The organism is Rhodobacter capsulatus, from assembly GCF_052363175.1.
Lineage (GTDB): Bacteria > Pseudomonadota > Alphaproteobacteria > Rhodobacterales > Rhodobacteraceae > Rhodobacter > Rhodobacter capsulatus_D.
In genome coordinates, this window is sequence record NZ_CP198946.1 from 2620867 (window position 1) to 2646234 (window position 25368).

Annotated in this window: 22 protein-coding genes, 3 pseudogenes and 1 riboswitch; of the genes and pseudogenes, 11 read left to right on the plus strand and 14 right to left on the minus strand. The window is 65.0% G+C overall.

Translation table 11 applies throughout. The features are described 5' to 3' along the window. Nucleotides 1–220: 220 nt before the first annotated feature. Nucleotides 221–1825, plus strand: a complete 1605-nt coding sequence (locus ACTTAI_RS13795) for a D-alanyl-D-alanine carboxypeptidase family protein (RefSeq protein WP_444455770.1) — start codon at nt 221–223, stop codon at nt 1823–1825. Nucleotides 1826–1931: 106 nt separating this feature from the next. On the opposite strand, the gene ccoS is transcribed toward ACTTAI_RS13795, so the two are convergent. From ccoS to ccoN, 8 genes are all read right to left on the minus strand, one after another. Then, on the minus strand, nt 1932–2090 hold the full coding sequence (gene ccoS, locus ACTTAI_RS13800) for a cbb3-type cytochrome oxidase assembly protein CcoS (protein WP_444452113.1): 159 nt from the start codon (nt 2088–2090) through the stop codon (nt 1932–1934). Between the two features lie 26 nt (nt 2091–2116). Continuing rightward, entirely contained in the window at nt 2117–4345 is a 2229-nt protein-coding gene (locus ACTTAI_RS13805) for a cation-translocating P-type ATPase (protein ID WP_444452114.1), read from the minus strand. 4 nt (nt 4346–4349) lie between these two features. Then, entirely contained in the window at nt 4350–4805 is a 456-nt protein-coding gene (locus ACTTAI_RS13810) for a FixH family protein (protein WP_444452115.1), read from the minus strand. A 1-nt stretch (nt 4806) separates the two neighbouring features. After that, nucleotides 4807–6267, minus strand: coding sequence for a cytochrome c oxidase accessory protein CcoG (ccoG, locus tag ACTTAI_RS13815; RefSeq protein WP_444452116.1), 1461 nt, complete (start codon nt 6265–6267; stop codon nt 4807–4809). Nucleotides 6268–6535: 268 nt separating this feature from the next. Continuing rightward, complete coding sequence (ccoP, locus tag ACTTAI_RS13820; RefSeq protein ID WP_444452117.1) at nt 6536–7429, minus strand: cytochrome-c oxidase, cbb3-type subunit III; 894 nt, start codon at nt 7427–7429, stop codon at nt 6536–6538. A gap of 51 nt (nt 7430–7480) precedes the next feature. Continuing rightward, nucleotides 7481–7651, minus strand: coding sequence for a cbb3-type cytochrome oxidase subunit 3 (locus ACTTAI_RS13825; protein ID WP_444452118.1), 171 nt, complete (start codon nt 7649–7651; stop codon nt 7481–7483). An 11-nt stretch (nt 7652–7662) separates the two neighbouring features. Further along, nucleotides 7663–8391 (minus strand): cytochrome-c oxidase, cbb3-type subunit II, encoded by a 729-nt coding sequence (gene ccoO, locus ACTTAI_RS13830; protein WP_444452119.1) that lies wholly within the window; start codon nt 8389–8391, stop codon nt 7663–7665. 12 nt (nt 8392–8403) lie between these two features. Next, on the minus strand, nt 8404–10002 hold the full coding sequence (gene ccoN / locus ACTTAI_RS13835) for a cytochrome-c oxidase, cbb3-type subunit I (protein ID WP_444452120.1): 1599 nt from the start codon (nt 10000–10002) through the stop codon (nt 8404–8406). Nucleotides 10003–10251: 249 nt separating this feature from the next. On the opposite strand from ccoN, the gene ACTTAI_RS13840 reads away from it, so the two are divergent. Continuing rightward, a complete protein-coding gene (locus tag ACTTAI_RS13840; protein ID WP_444452121.1) occupies nt 10252–11091 on the plus strand; it encodes a universal stress protein in 840 nt (279 codons plus the stop codon). 70 nt (nt 11092–11161) lie between these two features. Here ACTTAI_RS13840 and ACTTAI_RS13845 read toward each other — a convergent pair whose 3' ends face one another. Further along, the gene (locus ACTTAI_RS13845; RefSeq protein WP_444452122.1) at nt 11162–11545 is read right to left on the minus strand and encodes a DUF2147 domain-containing protein; all 384 of its coding nucleotides are present in this window, start codon (nt 11543–11545) and stop codon (nt 11162–11164) included. Between the two features lie 138 nt (nt 11546–11683). Here ACTTAI_RS13845 and hisA point away from each other — a divergent pair. From hisA to ACTTAI_RS13865, 4 genes and pseudogenes are all read left to right on the plus strand, one after another. Further along, a pseudogene (gene hisA / locus ACTTAI_RS13850) lies at nt 11684–12404 on the plus strand (1-(5-phosphoribosyl)-5-[(5-phosphoribosylamino)methylideneamino]imidazole-4-carboxamide isomerase). A gap of 165 nt (nt 12405–12569) precedes the next feature. Beyond that, nucleotides 12570–13332: pseudogene (gene hisF, locus ACTTAI_RS13855) on the plus strand (imidazole glycerol phosphate synthase subunit HisF). Then, nucleotides 13329–13640: a phosphoribosyl-ATP diphosphatase gene (locus ACTTAI_RS13860; RefSeq protein ID WP_444452123.1), complete on the plus strand. Its 312-nt coding sequence runs from the start codon at nt 13329–13331 to the stop codon at nt 13638–13640. The pseudogene hisF and the gene ACTTAI_RS13860 overlap by 4 nt, the downstream one beginning before the upstream one ends. Before the next feature lie 68 nt (nt 13641–13708). Continuing rightward, a complete protein-coding gene (locus ACTTAI_RS13865) occupies nt 13709–14011 on the plus strand; it encodes a DUF1330 domain-containing protein (RefSeq protein ID WP_444452124.1) in 303 nt (100 codons plus the stop codon). Nucleotides 14012–14014: 3 nt separating this feature from the next. Here ACTTAI_RS13865 and aroC read toward each other — a convergent pair whose 3' ends face one another. After that, entirely contained in the window at nt 14015–15115 is a 1101-nt protein-coding gene (gene aroC, locus ACTTAI_RS13870; RefSeq protein WP_444452125.1) for a chorismate synthase, read from the minus strand. 282 nt (nt 15116–15397) lie between these two features. Between aroC and ACTTAI_RS13875 the strand changes: the two genes are divergently transcribed. Genes ACTTAI_RS13875 through ACTTAI_RS13895 form a run of 5 tightly spaced genes read left to right on the plus strand, consistent with a single transcriptional unit; the run spans nt 15398 to nt 19190 of the window. Continuing rightward, nucleotides 15398–15901, plus strand: a complete 504-nt coding sequence (locus tag ACTTAI_RS13875) for a YbjN domain-containing protein (protein WP_444452126.1) — start codon at nt 15398–15400, stop codon at nt 15899–15901. Nucleotides 15902–15925: 24 nt separating this feature from the next. After that, a complete protein-coding gene (gene proC / locus ACTTAI_RS13880) occupies nt 15926–16738 on the plus strand; it encodes a pyrroline-5-carboxylate reductase (protein WP_444452127.1) in 813 nt (270 codons plus the stop codon). Next, nucleotides 16735–17073, plus strand: a complete 339-nt coding sequence (locus tag ACTTAI_RS13885; protein WP_444452128.1) for a tRNA-binding protein — start codon at nt 16735–16737, stop codon at nt 17071–17073. Before proC ends, ACTTAI_RS13885 begins: the two co-directional genes overlap by 4 nt. Continuing rightward, nucleotides 17073–18014, plus strand: coding sequence for a 2-hydroxyacid dehydrogenase (locus ACTTAI_RS13890; RefSeq protein ID WP_444452129.1), 942 nt, complete (start codon nt 17073–17075; stop codon nt 18012–18014). Before ACTTAI_RS13885 ends, ACTTAI_RS13890 begins: the two co-directional genes overlap by 1 nt. Nucleotides 18015–18071: 57 nt before the next feature. Then, nucleotides 18072–19190, plus strand: a complete 1119-nt coding sequence (locus ACTTAI_RS13895; protein ID WP_444452130.1) for a beta-ketoacyl-ACP synthase III — start codon at nt 18072–18074, stop codon at nt 19188–19190. Nucleotides 19191–19253: 63 nt separating this feature from the next. Here the strand turns inward: ACTTAI_RS13895 and gcvP are convergent, their stop codons facing one another. The 4 genes and pseudogenes from gcvP to gltX form a co-directional block, all read right to left on the minus strand. Further along, on the minus strand, nt 19254–22088 hold the full coding sequence (gene gcvP, locus ACTTAI_RS13900; RefSeq protein WP_444452131.1) for an aminomethyl-transferring glycine dehydrogenase: 2835 nt from the start codon (nt 22086–22088) through the stop codon (nt 19254–19256). 13 nt (nt 22089–22101) lie between these two features. Continuing rightward, nucleotides 22102–22458 carry a glycine cleavage system protein GcvH gene (gcvH, locus tag ACTTAI_RS13905; RefSeq protein ID WP_444455772.1) on the minus strand — a complete coding sequence of 119 codons (357 nt, stop codon included), beginning with the start codon at nt 22456–22458 and terminating at the stop codon, nt 22102–22104. A 15-nt stretch (nt 22459–22473) separates the two neighbouring features. Beyond that, nucleotides 22474–23586: pseudogene (gene gcvT / locus ACTTAI_RS13910) on the minus strand (glycine cleavage system aminomethyltransferase GcvT). Between the two features lie 136 nt (nt 23587–23722). Then, nucleotides 23723–23813, minus strand: a riboswitch (glycine riboswitch). Between the two features lie 171 nt (nt 23814–23984). Next, nucleotides 23985–25313: a glutamate--tRNA ligase gene (gene gltX / locus ACTTAI_RS13915; RefSeq protein WP_444452132.1), complete on the minus strand. Its 1329-nt coding sequence runs from the start codon at nt 25311–25313 to the stop codon at nt 23985–23987. Nucleotides 25314–25368 lie beyond the last annotated feature (55 nt).

Below are 25368 nucleotides of genomic sequence, written 5' to 3' on the forward strand. Positions count from 1 at the left end.
CAACCCAGCGCACACACAACATCTTGATAGAGAATCGCTTCTCGTGGCACGAAGGCCGCAGTAAAAGCCTTTGAATCTTCGCAGTTTTCACCGTCGCAGAGGCGTGCTAGTCTTGCGCCAAGCCCCTGAAGACAACGGGGCAAATAGAGGCAGTGTAAGGGCAGTGATCGTGACCAGGCTGACGCACTGGGGCCGCTCGGGGCTTTTGGCAATACTACTTATGCTTATGCCGGTGGCGCTTTGGGCGGCACCGTTTGCGGCATATGTGATGGACGCCCGCACCGGAGAGGTTCTTTACGAAAAGAACGCGGATACGCGGCTGCACCCGGCTTCGCTGACGAAGATGATGACGCTGTACATCACCTTCCAGGCGATCGAGTCGGGCGAGGTCAGCCTTGATACGATGGTGACGGTTTCGGCCAATGCGGCCGGGCAGGCGCCGTCGCGTCTGGGCCTGCGCACCGGGCAAAAGATCGCGCTGCGCTATCTGATCCGCGGCGCCGCAATCAAATCGGCCAACGACGCCGCCGCCGCCATCGGCGATTTCCTTGGCGGCGACGAGGCGCATTTCGCGGCGCGGATGAACCGCACCGCCAAGGCGCTTGGCATGAAGAACACCACCTTCAAGAATGCCAACGGGCTGACCCGCCCGGGGCATTTGTCGACCGCGCATGACATGTCGCTGCTCGGCCGCCACCTGATCTACGATTTCCCGCAATATTACAGCCTGTTCTCGCGCCGGACAGCGGATGCCGGGATCGCCCATGTGGCGAACACCAACCGCCGCTTCCTCGACGCTTATGAGGGGGCCGACGGCATCAAGACCGGCTATACCGTGCCCGCGGGCTTCAACCTCGTCGCCTCGGCGCAACGCGGGAACAAGCGCATCATCGCCACGGTCTTCGGCGGCACCTCGCCCGCCGCGCGGAACTCGAAGATCGCCGAACTGCTCGATCTCGGCTTTTCGCGTGTGCCGGAAAACGTGAACGGCAAAAAGCCCGAGCCGCCGCAGCTGATGGCCCGTGCTGACAGCGATCTTGCAGGGCCGCAGGTCGATGCCGCCCCGGAAGCCAGCGAAGACGGTGACGAAGACGCCGTGAAAGCCGCGGCTGCTGCGGCCGCCGCTGCCGCGGTTTCGGGCCGCGCCGCCACGCCGGAGCTGATTGCCGATGCGTCGGATGCCGGGCTCAAACGCAGCCCGCGCCCGATGGCACGCCCCGCGACCGCCGCCCCTGCCCCGGAACCGGAGCCCGCTCCGGTGCAGCTGGCCGAGGCCGAACCGGCCCGCAAACCCGCGGCAAAACCGGCCCTCGATCCGGCTGCGGATCTGGTGCAAGTGAACGCGCCGCAACCCGAAACGCTGGCGATGATCGAGCCCGCACCGGTCGACGAAACCGTAGAGGCGCAGGGCGACACCGATCCCTCGGGCCCGGTCTTCATTCAGACCGCCACCGCGCAGCCGGAAACGCTGGCGATGGGCACTGCGGCCGCGGCGCCGCGCAATGACACGATGATCCTCGCCGCGCTGACGCCCCCCGCGCCGATGCCGCAAGGCAAGCGCGAGGTGGTTGCCCGCGCCTCCTCGTCCGGTGGGCGCAACTGGGGCATCAGCCTTGGAAAGTATCCGTCGCAATATGCAGCCGAACAGGCGCTGCTGAAGACCGCCCTGATGGAAAGCACCGCGCTGGCCGAGGGCCTGCGCAAGGTCGCGACCCGCAAGGCCGGCTATGACGCGCTCTTTGTCGGCCTGACCCGCGGCGATGCCGATCTGGCCTGTGCCCGCCTTGCCGCCCGCTCGGTCGATTGTTCGGTGATCGGGCCGTAAGCGCGAACCGGCCCGGTGCAAGGGCGTATTTGAACCAAGAAAAAACCCGGATCCCTGAAAAGAGGTCCGGGCTTTTTCTTGCTCAAATACGCACCTTTGCGCTGTTTCAGCTTTTCGGACGGTCGTCGTATTTGCCCGACAGGATCCGCTCGGCATCGCCCTTCGGATCATCATATTGCCGATTTTTCAGCGACCAGAGGAAGGCGACAAGGCCGAAGCCCCCCAGAAAGAGCGAGATCGGGATCAGATAGGTCAGGATCGACATGGTGGCCCTCGCGCAGGGGGATGCGCCTATTTCAGGCGCATCGAGTTCAGCGAGACTGTAATCGAAGAGGTGGACATCGCCAAGGCCGCAGCAAGGGGCGTGGCAAGGCCCACCAGTGCCAAAGGCACTGCAACGACGTTGTAGCCCGCCGAGATCGCGAAATTCTCCTTGATGCGGCGCCGCGCCTGCCCTGCGATGCGCAGGGCATCGCCCACCGGCGCCAGATCGGCCCCCAGAAGCACGATATCCGAGGCCGTGCGCGCCGCATCGAGCGCCGAAGCAGGCGAGATCGAGACATGCGCGGCCGCCAGCGCCGCCGTGTCATTCAGCCCGTCGCCCACCATCAGCACGCGTCGTCCCTGCCCCATCAGATCGGCAATCAGCGCCGCCTTTTCGGCGGGCAGCGCGCCCGAATACCATTCGGTGATGCCGAGCTTGCCCGCCAGCGCAGAGACCGCGGTCTCGACATCGCCCGACACCATCAGCACCCGCTTGCCCTGCGCGGTGAGCAGCGCCACCGCCTCGGCCGCGCCGGTGCGCAGGTGGTCGGAGAAGCGGAAGGTGACCGGCGGCGCCTCGCCCAGACGCAGATGCGTGGCGGTCGCGGCGCAGGGCTCGGCCCCCACCCAGTCGGCACGCCCCAGACGGAGGGAAAGACGGCCCAGACGCCCCTCGATGCCGAAGCCGGGAACCTCGCGCAGATCGTCAAGCGTGACGGGCCGGATCTCGCGTGCCTCGGCCGCGGCGAGGATCGCCTTGGCCAGCGGATGCGAGGAGGCGATGGCCAGCGCCGCCGCGACGGAGAGGGTCTCTTCATCGATCGTGTCGATCTCTTCCAGAACCGGGGTGCCCATTGTCAGCGTGCCGGTCTTGTCGAACACCACCGTGTCGACCTCGGCCAGACGTTCGAGCGCGGTGCCGTCCTTGATGAGCAGGCCCTTGCGAAAGAGCTTGCCCGATGCCGCGGTGATCACGGCGGGAACCGCCAGACCCAGCGCGCAGGGGCAGGTGATGATCAGCACCGCGGCCGAGATGTTGACGGCAAAGCGCACATCGCCACCCGTGGCATACATCCAGTAGCCAAAGGCGGAAAACGACAGCGCATGCACCATCGGCGAGTAAAACCGCGCCGCGCGTTCGGCCAAGGTCGTGTAGCGGGTCTTGGCGCTTTCGGCCATCGCCACCAGATCGGCCATCCGATGCAGCGAGCTGTCCTTGCCCGCCGCGGTGACGCGCAGCGTGAGCGGCCCGGTCAGGTTCACCTCTCCCGCCGACAGCATCGTGCCGGGGCCGACATAGACCGGCAGGGTTTCCCCGGTCAAAAGCGAGCGATCGGTTTCCGAGGTGCCCAAGGTCACCTCGCCATCGGCCGGGATGCGGCCGCCCGGGCGCACCCGGATCAGATCGCCCGGCTTCAGATCGGCCACGGCCACGATCGTCTCGACGCCATCGCGCAACAGGTTCGCGCGCGGCACTTCGAGCGCCGCCAGCTCCTCGGCGGCCGAGCGCGCGACGGCGCGGGTGCGGTAATCGAGATAGCGGCCGACCAGCAGGAAGAAGGACAGCATCACGGCGGCGTCGAAATAGGCGTGATGGCCGTGATGCATCGTCTCGAAGATCGAGATCGACGAGGCGAGGATCAGCGCGAGCGAGATCGGCACATCCATGTTGACGCGGCCATGTTTCAGCCCGCCCCAGGCGGAGGCGAAGAAAGGCTGGCCGACGAAGACCACGGTCGGCAGCGCGATGGCGGCCGAAATCCAGTGGAACATGTCGCGCGTCGCCGCCTCGGCCCCGGACCAGACCGCGATCGACAGAAGCATGATGTTCATCATCGCGAAACCGGCGACGCCGATCCGCATCAGAAGGTCACGGCCGCGCTTGTCGGTCTCGGTCGCCGAAAGCATGCCGGGGTCAAGCTCGTAGGCCTCGTAACCGATCTTGCCGAGCGCCTCGACCAGCGCATCGGCGGCGACCGTCGCCTCGGCATCGACCGATACGCGCTTCAGCGTCAGGTTGACCCGCGCCGAGCGCACGCCCGGAAAGGCCTCCATCTCGCGTTCCACATCGGTGATGCAGACCGCGCAATGGGCGGTGGGCAGCGACAGCATGATCCGCGCGCCCTTGATATCGCCCGATTTTGCCAGCTCTTCCGCCGAGGGGGCAGCCAGACAGGCCGGGCAGGCCGAAGCCGAAAGGTGATCTTCGGTGACCTCCACAGGGGAGGCCACCGACGCAAGAGGGGCAGCGGTCATCGGCTCAGCCTTCGACGAAGAAATCGAGGCGCTGCTGGAACAGCACCCCGTCAGCAGATTTGGCAGAAAGGTGGATCAGCCAAGCCCCGGGGGCAAGGCTGAGCGGCGCGGTATAGACGCCGTTCGTCAGGGTCATCACCGGCGTCTTGTCCTCGGCCGCCATGGTGGTGCGGCCGACCAGAACGTCAAGCTGTCCGAGGGGGGCGGGTTGCCCCGCCCGGTCGCGGATATCAACCGTCAACACGCCGTTGGCGTAGGACGGCTTCACTGTCCAGCCCAGCCGTTCCTGCGCGGCGCGGTCGGCGTCGAAGGTCTGCGAGGCGACATAGGAATTCGCCACCTCAAGCCCCGGGAAGGTCTTCACCGCCTGCACCGCCATCGTCACGTTGACGGCGATGATCAGCCCGAAGAAGGCCACGAACATCAGGAAGACCTTACGCCCGGTCAGCGGTTTTGCCATCTCAGTTCCCCTTGCCGTTGAAGACGGTGTTGGCCGAGTCGCGAACCGGCTGCTCGACGCCCACCTGTTCGACCCAGATCTTGATGTCCGAACGTTTCGCATCCGCCAGCGCCGACCCGGGCGCCGCTTCCAGATAGAGACGCTGGTTGTAAAGCTGGTCGGCCGGGACGGTGACGGTGTCGCCCTCCTGCCCTTCGAGCATCAGTTTCAGCGCCTTGGCCTGTGCTTCATCCTCGGAGCTGACCGAGATCCGGAAGGTTTCCTCGGAGCCGTGCTTGTTGCGGATGCGCAGCGTGTAGATGTTGCGGATCGTGCCGTCGGATTGCGTCACGAAGAGCGGATCGCGGTTCGGCGTGACGTTGAAGTCCAAGGGCGAGCGCAGGAAGAGCGCGACGACCAGCGCGATGCCGAAGCCCGACCAGAGCGTGAAGTAAAGCAGCGTGCGCGGACGCAGCACGTGTTTCCAGATATTCGTGACCTTGTTGCCGGCGCGTTCGTTCGACTCGTCCTTCAGCGCCATGTAGCCCACCAGGCCGCGCGGCTTGCCGATCTTGTCCATCATCTCGTTGCAGGCGTCGATGCACAGCCCGCAGGTGATGCATTCCAGCTGCTGGCCGTTGCGGATGTCGATCCCCATCGGACAGACGTTGACGCAGGCCATGCAGTCGATGCAATCGCCCTGCCCCTCGGCCAGTTTCTCGCCCTTCTGCAGCTTGCCGCGCGGTTCGCCGCGCCATTCGCGGTAGGCGATGGTGATCGTGTCCTCGTCCATCATCGCGGCCTGAATCCGCGGCCACGGGCAGGCGTAGATGCACATCTGTTCGCGGGCGAAGCCGCCAAAGGCAAAGGTCGTCGCGGTGGCGATGGCGATGGTGGTATAGGCGATCGGCGAAGCGTCTCCGGTGAGGAGATCAGAAAGCAGCGTCGGCGCATCGGTGAAATAGAACACCCATGCCCCCCCGGTGGCGAGACCGATGAACAGCCAGAGCCCCCATTTGATCAGCCGCTTGCGGATCTTCTCGGCATTCCACGCCTGACGATGCAGGCGGATGCGGTTGTTGCGGTCGCCTTCGACCCAGCGCTCCACAAGGATGTAAAGGTCGGTCCAGACCGTCTGCGGGCAGGCATAGCCGCACCAGATCCGACCCAGCGCCGAGGTGAAGAGGAAAAGACCCAGACCCGCCATGATCAGAAGGCCCGCGACGAAGTAGAATTCGTGCGGCCAGATCTCGAGCCCGAAGAAGAAGAAGCGCCGGTTCGCCAGATCGAGCAGAACCGCCTGATCGGGCAAGGCTCCGCCCCGGTCCCAGCGGATCCAGGGCGTGATGTAGTAGATGCCCAGCATGATCGCCATCAGCACCCATTTGAGCGAACGGAACTTGCCGGAAATGCGTCTGGGGAAAATCGGTTCGCGCGCGAAATAAAGCGGCGCGTCGTTGGGACTTGGTTCGTTGGCGCTCACGGGTATCTCCGTTGGCTGGGCTCCGTCCTGAGGCGATTGAACAGGAACGGGCCGGGTTTGCAACTGCAGCTTAAAGCTATATCGCTGATGCAGCTTTTTGGACGTGCTTTCCCCCGGACAGAGGTCTTTCGGCCATTGTGTCCCCTTGATCGGAGGCGCCAAGGGGCAGATATGTTGAAACGCACCGACGCCCCAGGAAACGCGCGAACAGGACGGGGCGTCGGTGCTACCCGGGGGGTCAGGCACCCCCCGGGATCAGGTTCTGAAGTTATTGGCCGCCACCAAGGCTGTGGACATAGGACGCCACGGCCCGGATCTGCGCTTCGCTCAGACGCGGTTTGGCGCCCGGCTCGGCCCAGCTCCACGACGGCATCACACCGCCGCGGCCGTGCTGCACGGTGGTGGTGATCGTCGCCGCATCGCCGCCATAAAGCCAGATGCCGTCGGTCAGGTTCGGCGCCCCGGTTTCCACGTTGCCCTTGGCGTCTTCGCCATGGCAGGCGACGCAGGTGTCGGCAAAGACCTGCTGACCGGCGGTCGCCTTGGCTTCGTCGGCGGGCTGGCCCGAGATCTTCAGGACATATTGCACCACATCGTCGATCTGCGCCGGTTCGAGCAGCTCGTCGTCAAGATGCGCGGGCATGTTGGCGACTGGCAGCGTGTCCGGGTCTTTTGGATCGCGGATGCCGTGCTTCACGTCGTTGTAGATCGTTTCGAGCGAGCCGCCATGCAGCCAGTCGCCGTCGAGAAGGCTCGGGAAGCCCTTGTTGCCGCCCGCGCCCGCCCCGTGGCACTGCGCGCACCAGGTCCGGAACACCGCCGCGCCCGCGTTGCGGGTATAGGTCACGAGTTCCGGATCGTTGGCGATCGCATTGAGGTCGGTCGCAACCAGCTTGTCCTCGATCGGCTTGTTCATTTCGGCGAACTTGGCGATCTCCTTGTCGACATCGGCACGGGTCGAAGACCCGAGCACGCCCGGCGTCGCCCCCGATGCGAAGATCGGCCAGGCCGGCATCGCGATCGAATAGGCCACACCCCAGACGATGGTGGCGTAGAAGGTCCACAGCCACCAGCGCGGCAGCGGCGTGTTCAGTTCTTCGATGCCGTCCCACTGGTGTCCAGTGGTCTGCACCTCTTTCTTGGTCGTCGGTTTTTTGCTCATCTCCACGCCTCCTTACCGCGTGGCGCCGTCGTCGCAGCCGAGGGGTCAGCCTCAGCCACGATCGGCGGGTTTGTCTTCATGCCGGAAAGGGATGTTCGCGATATCGTCGTGAACCTTGGACGAGCCGGGCCGGAAGGCCCAGATCACGGCACCGACGAAGACGAGCAAGAGCGCAAGCGCAGCCCAGCTGTCGGCGAATTCACGCAAGATATGATAGTCCATCCCCAGCTCCTTTAGCGACTTGCCACGGGTTGGAAGGTCGAGAAGTCGACCATCGTACCGAGCACCTGCAGATAGGCGATCAGCGCATCCATCTCCGTCAGGCCGGGTTTGCCATCGAAGTTGCGGATGTTGACCTTCTCGCCGTAGTTTGCCACCAGCGTGGTGCTGTCAGCGTCCGGATCCGCCTGGGCGACGAAGTCGGCCTTGGCGGCGGCGATCATTTCAGGTGTGTAGGGCACACCCACGAGGGCGTCCGTGGACAGACGATCCTCGATATAGGTGTTATCCAGCGGCACGTTGGCCAGGTAGCTGTAGCTCGGCATCACCGATTCCGGCACCACCGATTGCGGGTTCGAGAGGTGCTCGACATGCCACGCATCCGAGTAGCGGCCACCGACGCGGGCAAGGTCGGGCCCCGTCCGTTTCGAGCCCCACTGGAACGGGTGGTCGTACATCGACTCCGCCGCCAGCGAGTAGTGACCGTAACGCTCCACCTCGTCGCGCATCGGGCGGATCATCTGCGAGTGGCAGACATAGCAGCCTTCGCGGATGTAGATGTCCCTGCCGGTGAGTTCGAGGGGGGTGTAGGGACGCATCCCGTCCACCTTCTCGATGGTGTTTTCGAGGTAGAACAGCGGCGCGATTTCCACGATGCCACCGATGGTGACGACGAGGAAGGCGAAGATCAGGAGCAGCGTCGCGTTCTTTTCCAGAACGTGGTGTTTGTCCATGATTGACATGTGCGTTGCTCCTTATTCCGCCGGAACCGCAACGGCGATTTCTGCCGTCTTCGGTTGTTTCGCGACCGTGGCCCAGAGGTTGTAGGCCATGATCAGACCGCCGGTCAGATAGAGGACACCACCGGTGCCGCGCACCACATACATCGGGAATTTCGCAGCCACGGTGTCGGCGAAGGCGTTCACAAGGAAGCCCTGCGCATCGACTTCACGCCACATCAGGCCTTCCATGATGCCGGTCACCCACATCGAGGAGGCGTAAAGCACGATCCCGATGGTGGCGAGCCAGAAGTGCCAGCTGACGAGTTTGAGCGAGTAAAGACCCGAACGGCCCCACAGGCGCGGCGTCAGGAAGTAGAGCATGCCGAAGGTGATCATGCCGTTCCAGCCGAGCGCACCCGAGTGCACGTGACCAATGGTCCAGTCCGTGTAGTGCGAGAGCGAGTTCACCGCCTTGATCGACATCATCGGGCCTTCGAAGGTCGACATGCCGTAGAAGCCGATCGAGACCACCATCATCCGGATGACCGGATCGGTGCGCAGCTTGTCCCAGGCGCCCGAGAGCGTCATCAGACCGTTGATCATGCCACCCCAGGACGGCATCCACAGGATCACCGACATCACCATGCCGAGCGTCGAAGCCCAATCCGGCAGGGCGGTGTAGTGCAGGTGGTGCGGACCAGCCCAGATGTAGAGGAAGATCAGCGCCCAGAAGTGGACGATCGAGAGCTTGTAGGAATAGACGGGACGTTCGGCTTGTTTCGGCACGAAGTAGTACATCATGCCCAGGAAGCCCGCGGTGAGGAAGAAGCCCACGGCGTTGTGGCCGTACCACCATTGCGTCATCGCATCCTGCACACCCGCCATCAGCTGCACCGACTTGGTGCCGAAGATCGAGACCGGGACGGCCAGGTTGTTGACGATGTGCAGCATCGCGATCGTCACGATGAACGACAGGTAGAACCAGTTCGCCACATAGATGTGGGGTTCCTTGCGCTTGAAGATCGTGCCGAGGAAGGCGAGCAAATAGGCCACCCAGACGATCGCGACGAGGATGTCGAGGTGCCAGTTCAGCTCGGCATATTCCTTGCCCTGCGAGCCGCCGAGCAGATAGGACGACGCCGCCGTCACGATGATCAGCTGCCAGCCCCAGAACACGAACCAGCCCAGAGCGGTGCCGCCGAAGAGACGCGCGGCCGAGGTGCGTTGCACGACATAGAAGGCCGAGGCGATCAGGGCGTTGCCGCCGAAGGCGAAGATCACCGCCGAGGTGTGCAGCGGACGCAGGCGCCCGAAGTTGAACATCCCGTTACCGAGTTCGATGTTCAGTTGCGGGAAAGCGAGCTGGAAGGCAATGATGACGGCCACAAGAAAGCCGACGATGCCCCAGAACGTGGTTGCGATCACGCCGGCGCGGATCACGCCGTCGAAATATTCGTCTTTGGAGGGCTTGGGGTCCCCCATGGTGCGCAGCACCCAGATGAACGCGATCACGGCCGCAAGTGCGACCTCGACCATGTTCACCATGTATGCCAGATCTCGCGCCTGACTGGCGGCGTAAGCGGCCAAAGCCGCCACGACGCCAAGCGCGATCAGCTTGACGTAATCCCACATGTTTTTTGCGTCCCTTCGCGTTTTTTCAATCCCGTCCCGGTCGATTCGACCGGAGCGGGAAGTCTCTCTCTTTTGCTTTGTGACCGCAGGATATGACACCCGCCTTGACCTTGATCAAACTCTTGACAAGAGGGTGCGGCGGTTCGTCGCACAGTGTCACAGTGTCCACTTGATAGCTTGATCCGCGTCAAGGCGTAACTGCTTCGAAGCCGTTAATTTAAGGACAGAATCGGCACGCGGAGGGGTCTCATGGCCTATAAAACAGTTTTGACGATTGTGACGGATGTCTCACAGGCCCGACTTCAGCTTGAGTCGGCAATGGCGGTGGCCCGTGCCGAAGATGCCCATCTGGAAGTGCTCTGCATGGGCGTCGACCGGACCCAAACGGGCTACTATTACGCGGGGGCCACGGCCTTCGTGCAGCAGGAAGTTCTTGACCGGGCGCAAGACGAAGCGCGCGAGCTTGAACGGGCAATGCGCGAACGTCTGGCGGGCGAGGAAATTCGCTGGAGCAGCGAGGCCGTGGTGGCGCAGATCGGCGCGATCGCGACGGTCGTGGGGCTGCGCGCCCGCTTTGCCGACCTGATCGTGATGGGACATCCCTATGGCAAGGGGCGTGGTCAGGAACTTGAAGCCGCGGTGGAAGCCGCGCTCTTCGAGGGGCAGTCGCCCGTGATGATCATGCCCGATGCGCCTGTGGCCGCGCTGGCGCCGCGCCGCATCGTGGTGGCGTGGAACCAGTCGAACGAAGCGATGAATGCGATCCGCAAGGCCCTGCCGCTGCTGAAGACGGCGTCGCTCGTGGACATTACGGTGATCGATCCGCCCGCACACGGACCCGAACGGTCCGATCCGGGCGGGCAGCTGAGCCAATGGTTGGCGCGGCATGGCGTGAAGGTCGAAGTGTCGGTTCTGGCCAAGACGCTGCCGCGGATCTCGGATGTGATCAACCGCCATGTTCGCGACACCTCGGCCGAAATGGTGGTGATGGGCGCCTATGGGCATTCGCGCTTCCGCGAGGCGATCTTGGGCGGGGCGACGCGCAACATGCTCGAGATGGCCGAAGTGCCCGTGCTGATGGCGCATTGAACGAACGACGACTGCCACTCACGCTAACGAACGGCGCCCCACGGGGCGCCGCTTCATCTTGCAGGCGGGCTCAGTCGACCTTGGTCCAGGTCTGCGCCTTGCAGATCAGCCCGCCCGCGACGCACCCCGAGAGCTTCATCGACTTGCCCGAGAGCGCGATCTTGCCGATATAGATCTTGTCATTCGAAGGCCGCCAGACCTTGCCCGCATAGGCCCCCTTCCCCGCGGGCACCATGTCGATGACGATCTCCTTGCCGACATTGGGCGAGTCGTAAGGCCCGCTGTCCTTGAACGACTGCACGATCGTGCCGCAAAAGGCCGGACCGCAGGGGGCGATCTTCACATGCGCATAGGCGCCATCATCGGGCTGGGTCTGCCACAGCCCCTCGATCGGGTCGGCCGCGGCCATCCCCGCCACAAGGCTCAGGCACGCCGCCATCAGGGTCGTCTTCATCGGTGTCTCCTCCCGGTTTCCCTGCGCGTCATTGCGACACAGAGCCCGATTCCCGGCAAGCCTGACGTGACGTTGACCGCGGACTTGGCAAGCGCCGCCGCCCGTGGCAAGAGGCGGGCAGCGACAAGGAGCCTGGCCATGATCCTCTACCCCGCAATCGACCTCAAGGACGGCAACTGCGTGCGGCTTCTGCACGGTGAAATGGACAAGGCCACGGTCTTCGGAACCGATCCGGCGGCACAGGCGGCCAAGTTCGAGGCCGCGGGCTGCGCCTGGGTGCATCTGGTGGACCTCAACGGCGCCTTTGCGGGCGAGCCGGTGAACGGCGCCGCGGTCGAGGCGATCCTCGCCCGCATCAAGGTGCCCGCACAGCTGGGCGGCGGCATCCGCGACATGGCGACGATCGAACGCTGGCTCTCGAAGGGCCTTGCGCGCGTGATCCTTGGCACCGTGGCGGTGGAAAACCCTGCGCTGGTGCGCGAGGCCGCGAAGGCCTTCCCCGGTCAGGTCGCCGTGGGCATCGATGCACGGAACGGCAAGGTCGCGACCAAGGGCTGGGCGACCGAGACCGATGTGATGGTCACCGATCTGGCGAAAAGCTTCGAAGATGCGGGCGTGGCCGCGATCATCTACACCGACATCATGCGCGACGGCGCAATGACCGGCCCGAACATCGAGGCGACCGAGGCGCTGGCCCGGGCGGTTTCGATCCCGGTGATCGCGAGCGGAGGCGTCTCCTCGCTGCCCGATCTGATCGCGCTGCGCGACACCGGCGTGATCGCGGGGGGCGATCTCGGGCCGGGCAATCTATGACGGCGCGCTCGATCTGACGGCGGCGCTTGCGGCGCTGAAGGCGTAGGGGGCTCTGCCCCCGTCCCTGCGGGACTCCCCCGGGATATTTGCGGCAAGATAAAAGCCGATCCCCTTTATCTTGCGACAAATATCCCGGGGTGCGGGGCAGAGCCCCGCTGCGCGCTTTCCAAGCCGCGCCCCGCCCGCTAGAAAGGCGCCAAAGGAGTGCCCCATGCTCAAGACGCGCATCATTCCCCTGCCTCGACGTGGCCGACGGCCGCGTGGTGAAAGGCGTGAACTTCGTCAACCTGATCGACGCGGGCGACCCGGTCGAGGCCGCCAAGGCCTATGACGCGGCGGGCGCGGATGAACTCTGCTTTCTCGACATCCACGCCACGCATGAAAACCGCGGCACGATGTTCGATCTGGTCACGCGCACGGCGGAACAATGCTTCATGCCGCTGACCGTGGGCGGTGGGGTGCGCACGCATCATGACGTGCGCGCGCTGTTGCTGGCTGGCGCCGACAAGGTCAGCTTCAACTCGGCCGCCGTCGCCAACCCGGATGTGGTGGCGGAAGCCGCGGATCGTTTCGGCAGCCAGTGCATCGTCGTCGCCATCGACGCGAAGACGGTGGAGCCGGGCCGCTGGGAGATCTTCACCCACGGCGGGCGCAAGTCCACCGGCATCGACGCGGTCGAGTTCGCCCGCACCGTCGAGGCGAAGGGCGCGGGGGAAATCCTGCTGACCTCGATGGACCGCGACGGCACGAAAGCCGGGTTCAACCTGCCGCTGACCCGCGCCATTGCCGATGCGGTGAAGATCCCGGTGATCGCCTCGGGCGGTGTCGGCACGCTCGATCATCTGGTCGAGGGCGTGACCGAGGGCCATGCCTCGGCCGTGCTTGCTGCCTCGATCTTTCACTTCGGCACCTATACGATCGGCGAGGCCAAGGCCCATATGGCCGCCGCCGGCATCCCGATGAGGCTCGCATGACCACCCTTTCCCGCCTTGCCGCCACCGTCGAATCCCGCAAGGGCGCGGACCCCGACAGCAGCTGGACCGCGAAGCTCTTCGCCAAGGGCCCGGAAAAATGCGCCGAGAAATTCGGCGAGGAAGCGGTCGAAGCGATCATCGCCGCGGTGAAGAATGACCGCGAAAACCTCGTCTATGAAGCCGCCGACGTGCTCTACCACCTGACCGTGATGCTTGCCGCCCGCGATGTGAGCCTGGACGAGGTGCTGGCCGAACTCGACCGCCGCGCCGGCACATCTGGCATTGCCGAAAAGGCCGCACGCGGCTGATAGGTCGCGGCCAAGCCCCTTGCCGAATCCCCCGCCTGCCCCGCAGGCTGATCGCAAGGGGGAAGAAAATGAGTGAAACACCCAAGGGTTACTGGGTCGGCCATGTGACGGTGGACGATCCGCAGGCCTATCAGGCCTATCGCGAAGCCAATGCGGTCGCCTTTGCGAAATACGGGGCGCGCTTCCTTGTCCGTGGCGGCGAGATGGAGGTGGTCGAAGGCGATCTGCGGCCGCGCACGATCGTCATCGAATTTCCAAGCCTTGCCATCGCCCGCGCCTGCTATCTGAGCCCGGAATACCAGCACGCAATGTCGCTGCGCACCCCGGTCTCGGACGCGGACATCTGTATCGTCGAAGGCTGGATCGGCTGAGCCTCAGCCGATCTGCCCGCGGACCCCGCCAGTCTGGGCGCGGTCCAGCAGCAGGTGATCAAGGATCACGCAGGCCATCATCGCCTCGGCCACCGGCACGGCGCGAATGCCGACGCAGGGGTCGTGACGGCCCTTGGTGACCACCTCGACCGCTTCGCCCGCGGTGTTGATCGAGCGGCGCGGCGTCAGGATCGAGGAGGTCGGCTTGACCGACATCCGCACCACGATCGGTTGCCCGGTGGTGATGCCGCCCAGAATCCCGCCCGCGTGGTTCGACAGATATTCGGGACCCTCCGGCCCCATCACGATCTCGTCGGCATTGTCGGTGCCCAGAAGCGCCGCCGCCGCCATCCCCTCGCCGATTTCGACGCCCTTGACCGCGTTGATCGTCATCATCGCAGCCGCCAGATCGCTGTCCATCTTGGCATAGATCGGTGCGCCAAGGCCCACGGGGCAGCCCGTCGCCACCACTTCGACCGCCGCCCCGACCGAGTTCTGATCCTTGCGGATCGCGGCCAGATAGTCGGTCCACTCCTCGACCGCCGAGGCATCGGGCAGGAAGAACGGGTTGCGCAGGATCTCTGCCGCATCGAAATTGGCCCGGTTCAGATGCTTTTCGCCCATCTGCACCATGTAACCGGTGATCGTCAGGCCCGGCACCAGCGCCTTCAGCACCGCCTGCGCGACACCGCCCGCCGCCACCCGCGCCGCGGTTTCCCGCGCCGAGGAGCGCCCGCCGCCGCGATGATCACGGATGCCGTATTTCTGGTGATAGGTGATATCGGCATGACCGGGGCGGAACTGCCGCGAAATCTCGCCGTAATCCTTGCTGCGTTGATCGGTGTTCTCGATCATCAGCTGGATCGGCGTGCCGGTCGTGCGCCCCTCGAAGGTGCCCGAGAGGATCCGCACCCGGTCCGGTTCCTGCCGCTGCGTCGTCATCGCCGACTGGCCCGGACGACGGCGGTCCAGAAAGACCTGAATGAACTCTTCCGAGATCTCGATGCCGGGCGGGCAGCCATCGACCGTGGCGCCCAGCGCCGTCCCGTGGCTTTCGCCCCAGGTGGTGACGCGGAAGATGTGACCGAAGCTGTTGAACGACATGGACGCCTCCGTTTGCATCTGCCTTAAGCCAAGGCCGCGCGGCGATAAAGCGGGAATTACCCACAAGCGCTGCCGCCCGTTTGCCGCCCGGCCCCCGCAAATGCCGGATTTATCCCCGGAAATCGTCGGCGTTTACGACTTATCCACGATAATCTGCTTTACACAAAGGCAAGCAGGCCCCACGATATCTAGTAGAGACGGCTGGGATAACTGCCGCTCATAGTAGCCCTTGCGAATCCTTGCGGGGCTTTGAACGGGGCATACAGGCGAGCAGGGGGACGCATGGCACTGAGCGAAGATTTCCTCGACGGTTCCGATCTTCACCCGATCGACGTGGTCGAGAACGTGGCCCTCGCTTACGAATGGGAATTCGACCGCGTCGCGCATGATCAGATCGCGATGACAGTGGAGGGGCAGTGGCGGTCCTATGCGATCACGCTGGCCTGGTCGGATGGCGAAGAGACGCTGCGGCTGATCTCGACCTTCGAGATCGACCCGCCGAAAGAGCGCGAAGCCGCGCTGTTCGAGCTGCTGAATGCGATCAACGATCAGTGCTGGACCGGGGCCTTCACCTATTGGTCCGAGCAACGGCTGATGGTCTGGCGCTATGGGCTGGTGCTTGCGGGCGGCCAGTTCGCCGCGCATGAGCAGATCGACCGGATGATCCGGTCGGCGCTGACGGTGTCGGAACGCTTTTACCCGGCGATGCAGCTGGCGACCTGGGGCAATGAAGCCCCGGAGGCGGCGATGAAAGTCGCCATTGCCGAGGCTTACGGGCGCGCCTAATCTCCCGCCAAAAGGGAGATGCGAATGGATTTCACCGACATCGAGGCGCGGGGGCTGGTGCTTCTGGGCTGTGGCAAGATGGGCTCGGCGCTGCTGTCGGGCTGGCTGCGGCAGGGGCTTGCGCCCTCTTGCGTGCATGTGGTCGAGCCGTTTCCAAGCGAGTGGCTGAAAACCTCGGGCGTGGCGCTGAACGGCGCCCTGCCCGCCGCGCCTGCGGTGGTTCTGGTGGCCGTGAAGCCGCAGATGATGGCCGAGGCCCTGCCCGGCCTGCATGCGATGGGGGGCGGCGAGACGCTTTTCGTCACCGTCGCCGCGGGCACGACACTTTCGAAATATGCTGCGATTCTCGGGGCTTCGACGCCAGTCGTGCGGGCAATGCCGAACACGCCCGCCGCGATTGGCCGCGGCATCACAGCGATCTGCGGCAATGGGGTGGCGACGCAAGCGCATCTGGATCTCGCCGAGGGGCTGCTTTCGGCCGTGGGTCAGGTCGTGCGGCTTGAGGGCGAGCATCAGATGGATGCGGTCACCGCCCTGTCCGGCTCCGGCCCGGCCTATGTCTTTCACCTGATCGAGACGCTGGCGGCGGCGGGCGAGGCCGAGGGGCTTCCCGCCGATCTGGCGATGAAACTGGCCAAGGCGACCGTCGGCGGCGCCGGGCAGCTGGCCGAGGATGCCGCGGAAAGCCCCGCGCAACTGCGCATCAACGTCACCTCGCCGGGCGGCACGACGGCAGCGGCGCTCGCGCATCTGATGGAGCCCGAGACCGGCTTTCCGGGGCTTTTGAAACGCGCGGTCAAGGCCGCGGCCGACCGCGGGCGGGAACTGGGCAAATGAGCGAAATCACTTACGACGACTTCGCCAAGGTCGATATCCGCGTTGGCCGCGTCATCGACGTGCAGCCCTTCCCCGAGGCCCGCAAGCCCGCCTACAAGCTCTGGGTCGATTATGGCCCCGAGATCGGCGTCAAAAAGTCTTCTGTCCAGATTACGGTGCATTACACCCCGGAAACGCTGCGCGGCCGTCAGGTTCTGGGCGTCGTGAACTTCCCGCCGCGCCAGATCGGGCCGTTCCGCTCCGAGGCCCTCGTGCTGGGCCTGCCCGATGAAAATGGCGCCGTGGTGCTGATCGGCCCGGGCCACGACGTGCCGCTTGGCGGAAAGCTCTTTTGATGCGGGTTCTGGTCACGCGGGCACTGACGCGGCGGGTCGAGGCGATCCTGCACGAGGAGTTCCGCGCCGAGTTCCGCACCCACGATGCGCCGATGGTGCTGTCCGAGGCGCAGGACGCCCTTGCCAATTATGACGCGATCCTGCCGACGCTCGGCGATGCGCTGCGGGCCGAGGCCTTCACCGGCCCGATCCGCGCGAAACTGCTCGCGAATTTCGGCGTTGGCGTGAACCATATCGACGTGGCCGCTGCGAAGGCCGCGGGGCTCGCCGTCACCAACACGCCGGGCGCCGTCACCGATGCCACGGCGGATATTGCGATGATGCTGCTGCTGATGTCGGCCCGCCGTGCGTCCGAAGGCGAGCGGATGCTGCGGGCGGGGCACTGGACCGGCTGGGCGCCGACGCAGATGCTGGGCGCGCATGTCACAGGCAAGCGGCTCGGCGTGATCGGCATGGGCCGGATCGGGCAAGCGGTGGCGAAACGCGCCCATTACGGCTTCGGCATGCAGGTCGTCTATGCCTCGCGCAGCCCGAAAACCCTTGATTTTCCGGCCCGCCCCGCGGCGCTGCGCGATCTGCTCGCCTCGGTCGATTTCGTCGTTCTGGCGGTGCCTGCAACGCCCGAGACACGGCACATGATCGGCGTGGCGGAACTGGCGCTGATGGCGCCGCATGCGCATCTGATCAATGTGGCCCGCGGCGATGTGGTGGACGAGGCCGCACTGATTGACGCCCTGACCGCGGGCCGCATCGGGGGCGCCGGGCTTGACGTCTACGAACGCGAGCCGAGCGTCCCCCCTGCCCTGATCGCGCTTGAAAATGTCACGCTCCTGCCGCATCTGGGCACCGCGACCGAGGAGGTCCGCGACGCGATGGGGATGATGGCCGTGGCAAATCTGCGTGCTTTCCGTGACGGCATCCCGCTGCCAAACCCCGTTTGAAGGCTTGACGGCGGCGCCGCGCAGTCGGAATTTGACCCCGACCCTGGGGGAGCTTTCATGTATCAGCCAGCCATCACCGCAACCGGCGTCTTCGTGCCGCCCGATGCGATTTCGAACGACGACCTTGTGGCCGCCTTCAACGCCTTTGCCGACCGGTTCAACGCCGACCATGCCGACCGGATCGCCGAGGGCGAGTTGAGCCCGATCGAGCATTCCTCCTCCGAGTTCATCCTCAAGGCTTCGGGGATCGAGAACCGCTATGTGATGGATCGCAAAGGGGTTCTCGACCCGAACAGGATGTATCCGGCGCTGCGACAGCGCTCGGATGACGAGCCCGGGATCATGGCGGAAATGGCCGTCGATGCCTGCCAGAAGGCGCTGGCGAAAGCCGGGCGCACCGGGGTCGAGGTCGATCTGGTGATCTGTGCCGCGTCGAACATGGAGCGCGCCTATCCGGCCATTGCCATTGAAATTCAAAAGCTTCTGGGCGCGACCGGCTTTGCCTTCGACATGAACGTCGCCTGTTCCTCGGCCACCTTCGGGATTCAGGCCGCCGCCGACATGATCCGCGCGGGCTCGGTGCGCCGGGCGCTCGTCGTGAACCCGGAAATCACCTCGGGGCATCTCGAATGGCGCGACCGCGATTGCCATTTCATCTTCGGCGATGTGGCGACGGCGGTGCTGATCGAGCGGCAGGAGGATGCGGCGCAGGGCTTCGCCATCCGGTCGGTGAAATGCGCGACCGAGTTTTCCAACAACATCCGCAACAACAACGGCTTTCTGCGCCGCACCCGGCCCGACGGGCTGGCGGATCGGCGCGACATGCAATTCGTGCAAGAGGGCCGCAAGGTCTTCAAGGAAGTGCTGCCGCTGGTGTCGGCGCATATCCTGCACCACCTCGAGGCCGAGGGCGTGGCGGCCAGCGATCTGAAGCGGCTCTGGCTGCATCAGGCGAACAAGACGATGAACGATTTCATCGGCCGCAAGGTGCTGGGGCGTGACCCCGCGCCGGGCGAACAGCCGAACATCCTGCAGGAGTTTGCGAATACCTCGTCGGCCGGGTCGATCATCGCCTTTGACCGGTTCTCGGACGACATGGCCGCGGGCGAGCGCGGGCTGATCTGCTCGTTTGGCGCGGGCTATTCGGTCGGCTCGGTGATCGTCGAGCGGTTCTGAAACGGCTCTGTCGGGCGGATCAGGACAGGCACGACCTGTCCCTTTCCGCCCGAACCAATCGTTTTACTCTGCCGCCCAGGCCTCCACCGGCGGGCAGGTGCAGACCAGATTGCGGTCGCCATAGACGTTGTCGACGCGCCCGACCGGCGGCCAGTATTTGTCGACCCGGAAGGCGCCCGGCGGGAAACAGCCCTGCTCGCGGCTGTATTTCCGGTCCCACTCGGCCACCAGATCCTCGACCGTATGCGGGGCGTGATGCAGCGGGCTGTCCTCGGCGGCAATCCGGCCCTCGGCCACGTCGCGCACTTCTTCCCGAATGGCCAGCATCGCGGTGATGAAGCGGTCGATCTCGGCCTTGGTTTCGCTTTCCGTCGGCTCCACCATCAGCGTGCCTGCCACCGGCCAGGACATGGTCGGCGCATGGAAACCGTTGTCGATCAACCGCTTGGCGATGTCATCCACACTCACCCCCACCTCTGCGAAGGGGCGGGTATCAAGGATGCATTCATGCGCCACCCGGCCGCGGTTGCCCATGAAGAGGATCGGATACTCGGATTTCAGCCGCGCCGCGATGTAGTTGGCATTGAGGATCGCCACCCGCGTCGCCTGCGCCAGACCCTCGCCCCCCATCATAAGGCAATAGGCCCATGAAATCAGCAAGATGGAGGCCGATCCATAGGGCGCGGCCGAGACCGCCCCCTCGCGCCCGTTGGTCTCCACATGCCCCGGCAGATAGGGCGCCAGATGCGCCTTGACGCCGATCGGCCCCATGCCGGGACCGCCACCGCCATGCGGAATGGCAAAGGTCTTGTGCAGGTTCAAATGGCTCACGTCCGAGCCGCATTCGCCCGGCTTCACCAGCCCCACGAGCGCGTTCATATTCGCGCCGTCCATATAGACCTGCCCGCCATGCCGATGGGTGATCGCGCAGATTTCCTTCACCGTCTCCTCGAAAACGCCATGCGTCGAAGGATATGTGATCATGCAGGCCGCCAGCCGGTCGCCCGCCTGTGCCGCCTTGTCGGCGAAATCTTCCAGATCCACGTCACCATTCGGCGCGGATTTGACCACGACCACCTTCATCCCCGCCATCGCCGCCGAGGCCGGGTTGGTGCCATGCGCCGAGACCGGGATCAGGCAGATATCGCGTTGCCCTTCACCGCGGGCGCGGTGATAGGCGGCGATGGTCATCAGGCCCGCATATTCGCCCTGCGCGCCGGAATTGGGCTGCATCGAGAACGCATCATAGCCGGTGATTTCGCACAGCTTCGCCGTCAGATCCTCGATCATCTCGGCATAACCGCCCGCCTGATCGGCGGGAACGAAGGGGTGCAGCGAGTTGTAGCGATGCCAGGTCAGCGGCGCCATTTCCGCCGCGGCATTCAGCTTCATCGTGCACGACCCAAGCGGGATCATCGCGCGGTCAAGCGCCAGATCGCGGTCGGACAGGCGACGCATGTAGCGCATCATCTCCGACTCGGCGCGGTTCATGTGAAAGACCGGATGCGTCAGATACTCGGTTTCGCGCAGCATTTCGGGCGGAAAACCAAGGGCTTCGCCCTTCGGCGGCACGGTCTTGATGCCGAAGCTGTCCAGCAGACGCACCAGCACATCCTCGTCCGTCACCTCGTCGATCGAGATGCCGACGCGCCCCTCGCCCACCTTGCGCAGGTTGATCCCGTGCTGGCGCGCGGCGGCCATGATGCCCTGTTGCCCCACGCCCACCCGCACGGTGATCGTGTCGAAAAACGCCTGCGGCGCCACGTCGGCCCCGGCGGCGACCAGCGCATCGCGCACCCGCACGGCGTTCAGATGCACCCGCTCGGCAATCGCGCGCAGCCCCTTCGGCCCGTGGAAAACGGCGTAGAAACTGGCGATGACCGCAAGAAGCGCCTGCGCCGTGCAGACGTTCGAGGTCGCCTTTTCGCGCCGGATGTGCTGCTCGCGCGTTTGCAACGACAAGCGGTAAGCCTTGTTGCCACGCGCATCGATCGAGACACCGACAATCCGCCCCGGCATCGTGCGTTTCAGGCTGTCGCGGCAGGACATGAAGGCGGCATGCGGGCCGCCAAAGCCCATCGGCACGCCGAACCTTTGCGCCGAGCCGACCGCAATATCGGCCCCCATCGCGCCCGGTTCCTTGAGCAGACACAGCGCCAGAAGATCCGTCGCCACCACCGCAATCGCCCCCGCCGCATGCAGCATCGCGATGTAATCGGTGAAGTCGCGGACATGGCCGTAGGTGCCCGGATACTGGAAAATCGCCCCAAAGACCGCATCGGGCACGAGGTCATCGGGCTGGCCCTTGACGATCTCGATGCCAAAGGGCGCGGCCCGGGTTTCGAGCACCGCCACCGTCTGCGGATGCAGGTTCAGGTCCACGAAAAACGCCCGCGCCTTCGATTTGGCCGAGCGTTCGGCCATCATCATCGCCTCGGCCGCCGCGGTGGCCTCATCGAGCAGCGAGGCATTCGCTACCGGCAGCCCGGTCAGATCGGCGACCATGGTCTGATAGTTCAACAGCGCTTCCAGACGGCCCTGCGCGATTTCCGGCTGATAGGGCGTGTAAGCGGTATACCAGGCCGGATTTTCCAGCACGTTGCGCTGGATCGCGGGCGGCGTCGCGGTGCCGTAATAGCCCTGCCCAATGAGCGAGGTCATCACCGCATTCTTCTTTTGCACCTCGCGCAGCTTGTCGTGCAGTTCGTGCTCGGTCATCGGCGGCCAGGACAAAGGCGCAGCCTGCCGGATCGCCTGCGGCACCGTCTCGTCGATCAGCGCGTCGAGGGTCGGCACCCCCACCACCTTGAGCATTTCCGCCATCTCGGACGGGCTCGGCCCGATGTGGCGGCGGTTGGCGAAATCGTAAGGGTCGTAATCGGTGGGGGTGAAGCTCATGATCTTGCTCGATTTATCCGATGAAATCCTCGTAGGCGCCCGCGGACATGTAGTCGTCGACCGCCGCCAGATTCGGCACCTTCATCTTGAAGAACCAGGCCTGCATCGGCTTTTCATTCACCAACGCGGGGGTCTCCGGCAGGGCCTCGTTCACTTCGACGATCTCGCCCGCAAGCGGCGCCAGAATGTCGGAGGCGGCCTTGACCGATTCGATCACCGAGACCTCGTCGCCCTTTTCCACCTTGCGGCCCACCTCGGGCAGCTCGACGAAAACGACATCGCCCAGCTGCTCGCTGGCGTGTTCGGTGATGCCGACAACGACAAGGTCGCCCTCGACGCGCAGCCATTCGTGTTCGGGGGTGTAACGGATCGGCATCGTTGGCTCCTATCGTTTGTAGCTGGTGGGATGGAAAGGCAGGTCGGTCACGCGGGCGGGCAGCCGCTTGCCGCGGACCTCGCCGTAGACGGTGGCGCCGGGGGCGAGGGTCGCGGGCAGATAGGCCATCGCCATCGGCCCGTCGATCGAGGGGCCAAAGCCGCCCGAAGTGACCCGGCCAATCGGGCTGCCGCCCTCGGCTTCGGCATAAATTTCAACGCCTTCGCGCATCGGCGCCCGGCCCTCGGGGCGCAGGCCCATGCGTTTGCGGGCGGGGCCTTCGGTCAGCTCGCGCAGGATGCGCGCGGCTCCCGGGGGAAACCGCCTTCGCGCGCGCCGCCACTGCGGCGGGCCTTCTGGATCGCCCAGGCCAGACCCGCCTCGACCGGCGAGGTCTCGGTGTCGATGTCATGGCCGTAAAGCGGCATCCCGGCTTCGAGCCGCAGGCTGTCGCGCGCGCCAAGACCGATCGGCGCCACCTCCGGCATCGCCAGAAGCGCGCGGGCGAACCCCCTCGATCACGCCCTCGGGGACCGAGATTTCGAAGCCATCCTCGCCGGTATAGCCAGACCGGGACACCCAAAGATCGGCCCCCTCCCACAGGAAGGTCGCGGTGTCCATGAAGCGCATCGCGGTGACGCCCGGCAAAAGCCGCGCCAAAGCCACCTCGGCCTGCGGCCCCTGCAGCGCCAGAAGCCCGCGGCACGCGACCACGGTCACGCCCGGCACATGGGCGCGCAGATGCGCGATATCGGCCTCGGCGCAGGCGGCATTGACGACAAGGAACAGATGATCGCCGCGGTTCGCCACCATCAGGTCATCCAGAATGCCGCCCGCGTCATTGGTGAACATCGCATAGCGCTGCCGATTGAGCCCCAGCCCCGCGATATCGACCGGCACCAGCGCCTCGAGCGCCGCCACCGCGCCCGCGGGCAGGATCACCTGCCCCATGTGGCTGACATCAAACAGCCCCGCCGCGGCACGGGTGTGAAGATGCTCCTTGAGCACCCCCATCGGATATTGCACGGGCATGTCCCAGCCCGCAAAGGGGACCATCTTCGCCCCCAATTCCACATGCAGATTGAAAAGCGCCGTGCGCTTCAAGCCCGTATCCCCGGCCATCGCATCCCCCAAGCCGGAAACCCGGCACCGAATCCCTGGGCTTTCGCCCGCTCGATGCCCCCCCTGTCCCTGCCTGTCGGCGCCTGAGATCGTTATCCCTTCGGCGGACCCGTTTCGGGGTCACTCTCCAGAGTTCTTTGTCAGAACGGTCCTTTTGCCTGAGAGTTTACCGGGGCGGTTGCTCCTTCGGCCCTGACCTTGCGGCCAGTGTCTCCCGATCCTGACGCCCCTGATCTAGCCCGTCGTGCGACACTCTGGCAAGAGGGAAAAACAAATCCGACGCTTTCGAGAGAAAATCCGACACCTTCGCGCCCGGACAACAAAAAAGGGCCGGAAAACCGGCCCTGCTTTTTCTTGGTTCAAAGACGCCGGGGGTCTGGGGGCAGCGCCCCCAGCGCTCAGCCCTTGGCACGGACCTTCTGCATCAGCGGCATCAGATCCGCCATCTCCGGCCCATGCGCCTGACCGGTCAAGGCCTTGCGCAGCGGCATGAAGAGCCCCTTGCCCTTGCGGCCGGTGGCTTCCTTCACCGCCGCGGTCCAGCTTGCCCAAGTGTCCTTGGCAAAGGGCGCGTCGGGCAGCAGCGCCAGCGCCACGGCGACGAATTCGGCATCTTCCGGGTCGATCACCGCCTCGGCGCCCTCGATCACCAGCTCGGCCCAATGCGCCAGATCCGAGAGCTTGTCGATGTTCTTCGAGGCCACGGCCCAGAAATCCCGCGCCAGATGCGGCGGAATGCCAAGCTTGCGGATCTCGTCCTCGACCTTTTCGAACGGCAGATGCTGGTTGCGCGCGCGGGTCAGCGGGATCAGATCTTCGGGGTCGAATTTCGTCGGCGCCGCGCCGAACTGGCTCAGATCGAAGCCCTCGGCGATCTCGTCGAGGCTCATCCGCAGCTCGACCGGCTGGCTGGAGCCCAGCCGCGCCATCAGGCTCAGCAGCGCCTCGGGGGCGATGCCATTCGCCCGCAGATCGCGGATCGACAGCGTGCCCAGACGCTTCGACAGTTCCTCGCCCTTCGCGCCGGTGAGCAAGCTGTGGTGCGCGAAGCTCGGCGGCGTGCCGCCCAGCGCTTCCATGATCTGGATCTGCGTCGCGGTGTTCGTCACGTGGTCGGCGCCGCGCACGATATGGGTCACGCCCATCTGGATGTCGTCGACCGACGAGGCGAAGGTGTAAAGCACCTGCCCATCGGCCTTGATCAGCACCGGGTCCGACACCGAAGCCGCGTCGATCGAGATGTCGCCGATGATGCCATCGTGCCATTCGATCCGGGTCTGGTTCAGCAGGAAGCGCCAGTAGCCATCGCGGCCTTCCTCGCGGAAACGCGCCTTGTCGGCGGCGGTCAGCTTCAGCGCCGCGCGGTCATAGACCGGGGGCTTGTGCATGTTCAGCAATTTCTTGCGCTTGAGGTCCAGCTCGGTCGGACTTTCGAAGCATTCGTAGAACCGCCCCACCCCGCGCAGGCTTTCCGCCGCGGCCTCGTAGCGGTCGAAGCGCAGCGACTGGCGTTCCTCGCGGTCCCAGGTCAGGCCGAGCCATTCCAGATCCGCCTTCAGCGCATCCACATATTCCTGCTTCGAGCGTTCCTGGTCGGTATCGTCGATGCGCAGAATGAAGGTGCCGCCAGCCTTGCGGGCGACGAGGTAGTTCATCAGCGCGGTGCGCAGGTTGCCGACATGGATGTAGCCGGTCGGCGAAGGGGCGAAGCGGGTAACGACGGTCATCGGGCTCTCCTGTAGGTCTTCTGCTCTTTCACAGGCAGGAGCTTTTGTCCATATC

Excerpts from the sequence above, each read along its gene's own strand:
- ACTTAI_RS13795 (WP_444455770.1), top strand. The coding sequence starts at position 221 with ATGCTTATGCCGGTGGCGCTTTGGGCGGCACCGTTTGCGGCATATGTG.
- ccoS (WP_444452113.1), bottom strand. The coding sequence starts at position 2,090 with ATGTCGATCCTGACCTATCTGATCCCGATCTCGCTCTTTCTGGGGGGC.
- ACTTAI_RS13805 (WP_444452114.1), bottom strand. The coding sequence starts at position 4,345 with ATGACCGCTGCCCCTCTTGCGTCGGTGGCCTCCCCTGTGGAGGTCACC.
- ACTTAI_RS13810 (WP_444452115.1), bottom strand. The coding sequence starts at position 4,805 with ATGGCAAAACCGCTGACCGGGCGTAAGGTCTTCCTGATGTTCGTGGCC.
- ccoP (WP_444452117.1), bottom strand. The coding sequence starts at position 7,429 with ATGAGCAAAAAACCGACGACCAAGAAAGAGGTGCAGACCACTGGACAC.
- ACTTAI_RS13825 (WP_444452118.1), bottom strand. The coding sequence starts at position 7,651 with ATGGACTATCATATCTTGCGTGAATTCGCCGACAGCTGGGCTGCGCTT.
- ccoO (WP_444452119.1), bottom strand. The coding sequence starts at position 8,391 with ATGTCAATCATGGACAAACACCACGTTCTGGAAAAGAACGCGACGCTG.
- ccoN (WP_444452120.1), bottom strand. The coding sequence starts at position 10,002 with ATGTGGGATTACGTCAAGCTGATCGCGCTTGGCGTCGTGGCGGCTTTG.
- ACTTAI_RS13840 (WP_444452121.1), top strand. The coding sequence starts at position 10,252 with ATGGCCTATAAAACAGTTTTGACGATTGTGACGGATGTCTCACAGGCC.
- ACTTAI_RS13845 (WP_444452122.1), bottom strand. The coding sequence starts at position 11,545 with ATGAAGACGACCCTGATGGCGGCGTGCCTGAGCCTTGTGGCGGGGATG.
- ACTTAI_RS13860 (WP_444452123.1), top strand. The coding sequence starts at position 13,329 with ATGACCACCCTTTCCCGCCTTGCCGCCACCGTCGAATCCCGCAAGGGC.
- ACTTAI_RS13865 (WP_444452124.1), top strand. The coding sequence starts at position 13,709 with ATGAGTGAAACACCCAAGGGTTACTGGGTCGGCCATGTGACGGTGGAC.
- aroC (WP_444452125.1), bottom strand. The coding sequence starts at position 15,115 with ATGTCGTTCAACAGCTTCGGTCACATCTTCCGCGTCACCACCTGGGGC.
- ACTTAI_RS13875 (WP_444452126.1), top strand. The coding sequence starts at position 15,398 with ATGGCACTGAGCGAAGATTTCCTCGACGGTTCCGATCTTCACCCGATC.
- proC (WP_444452127.1), top strand. The coding sequence starts at position 15,926 with ATGGATTTCACCGACATCGAGGCGCGGGGGCTGGTGCTTCTGGGCTGT.
- ACTTAI_RS13885 (WP_444452128.1), top strand. The coding sequence starts at position 16,735 with ATGAGCGAAATCACTTACGACGACTTCGCCAAGGTCGATATCCGCGTT.
- ACTTAI_RS13890 (WP_444452129.1), top strand. The coding sequence starts at position 17,073 with ATGCGGGTTCTGGTCACGCGGGCACTGACGCGGCGGGTCGAGGCGATC.
- ACTTAI_RS13895 (WP_444452130.1), top strand. The coding sequence starts at position 18,072 with ATGTATCAGCCAGCCATCACCGCAACCGGCGTCTTCGTGCCGCCCGAT.
- gcvP (WP_444452131.1), bottom strand. The coding sequence starts at position 22,088 with ATGAGCTTCACCCCCACCGATTACGACCCTTACGATTTCGCCAACCGC.
- gltX (WP_444452132.1), bottom strand. The coding sequence starts at position 25,313 with ATGACCGTCGTTACCCGCTTCGCCCCTTCGCCGACCGGCTACATCCAT.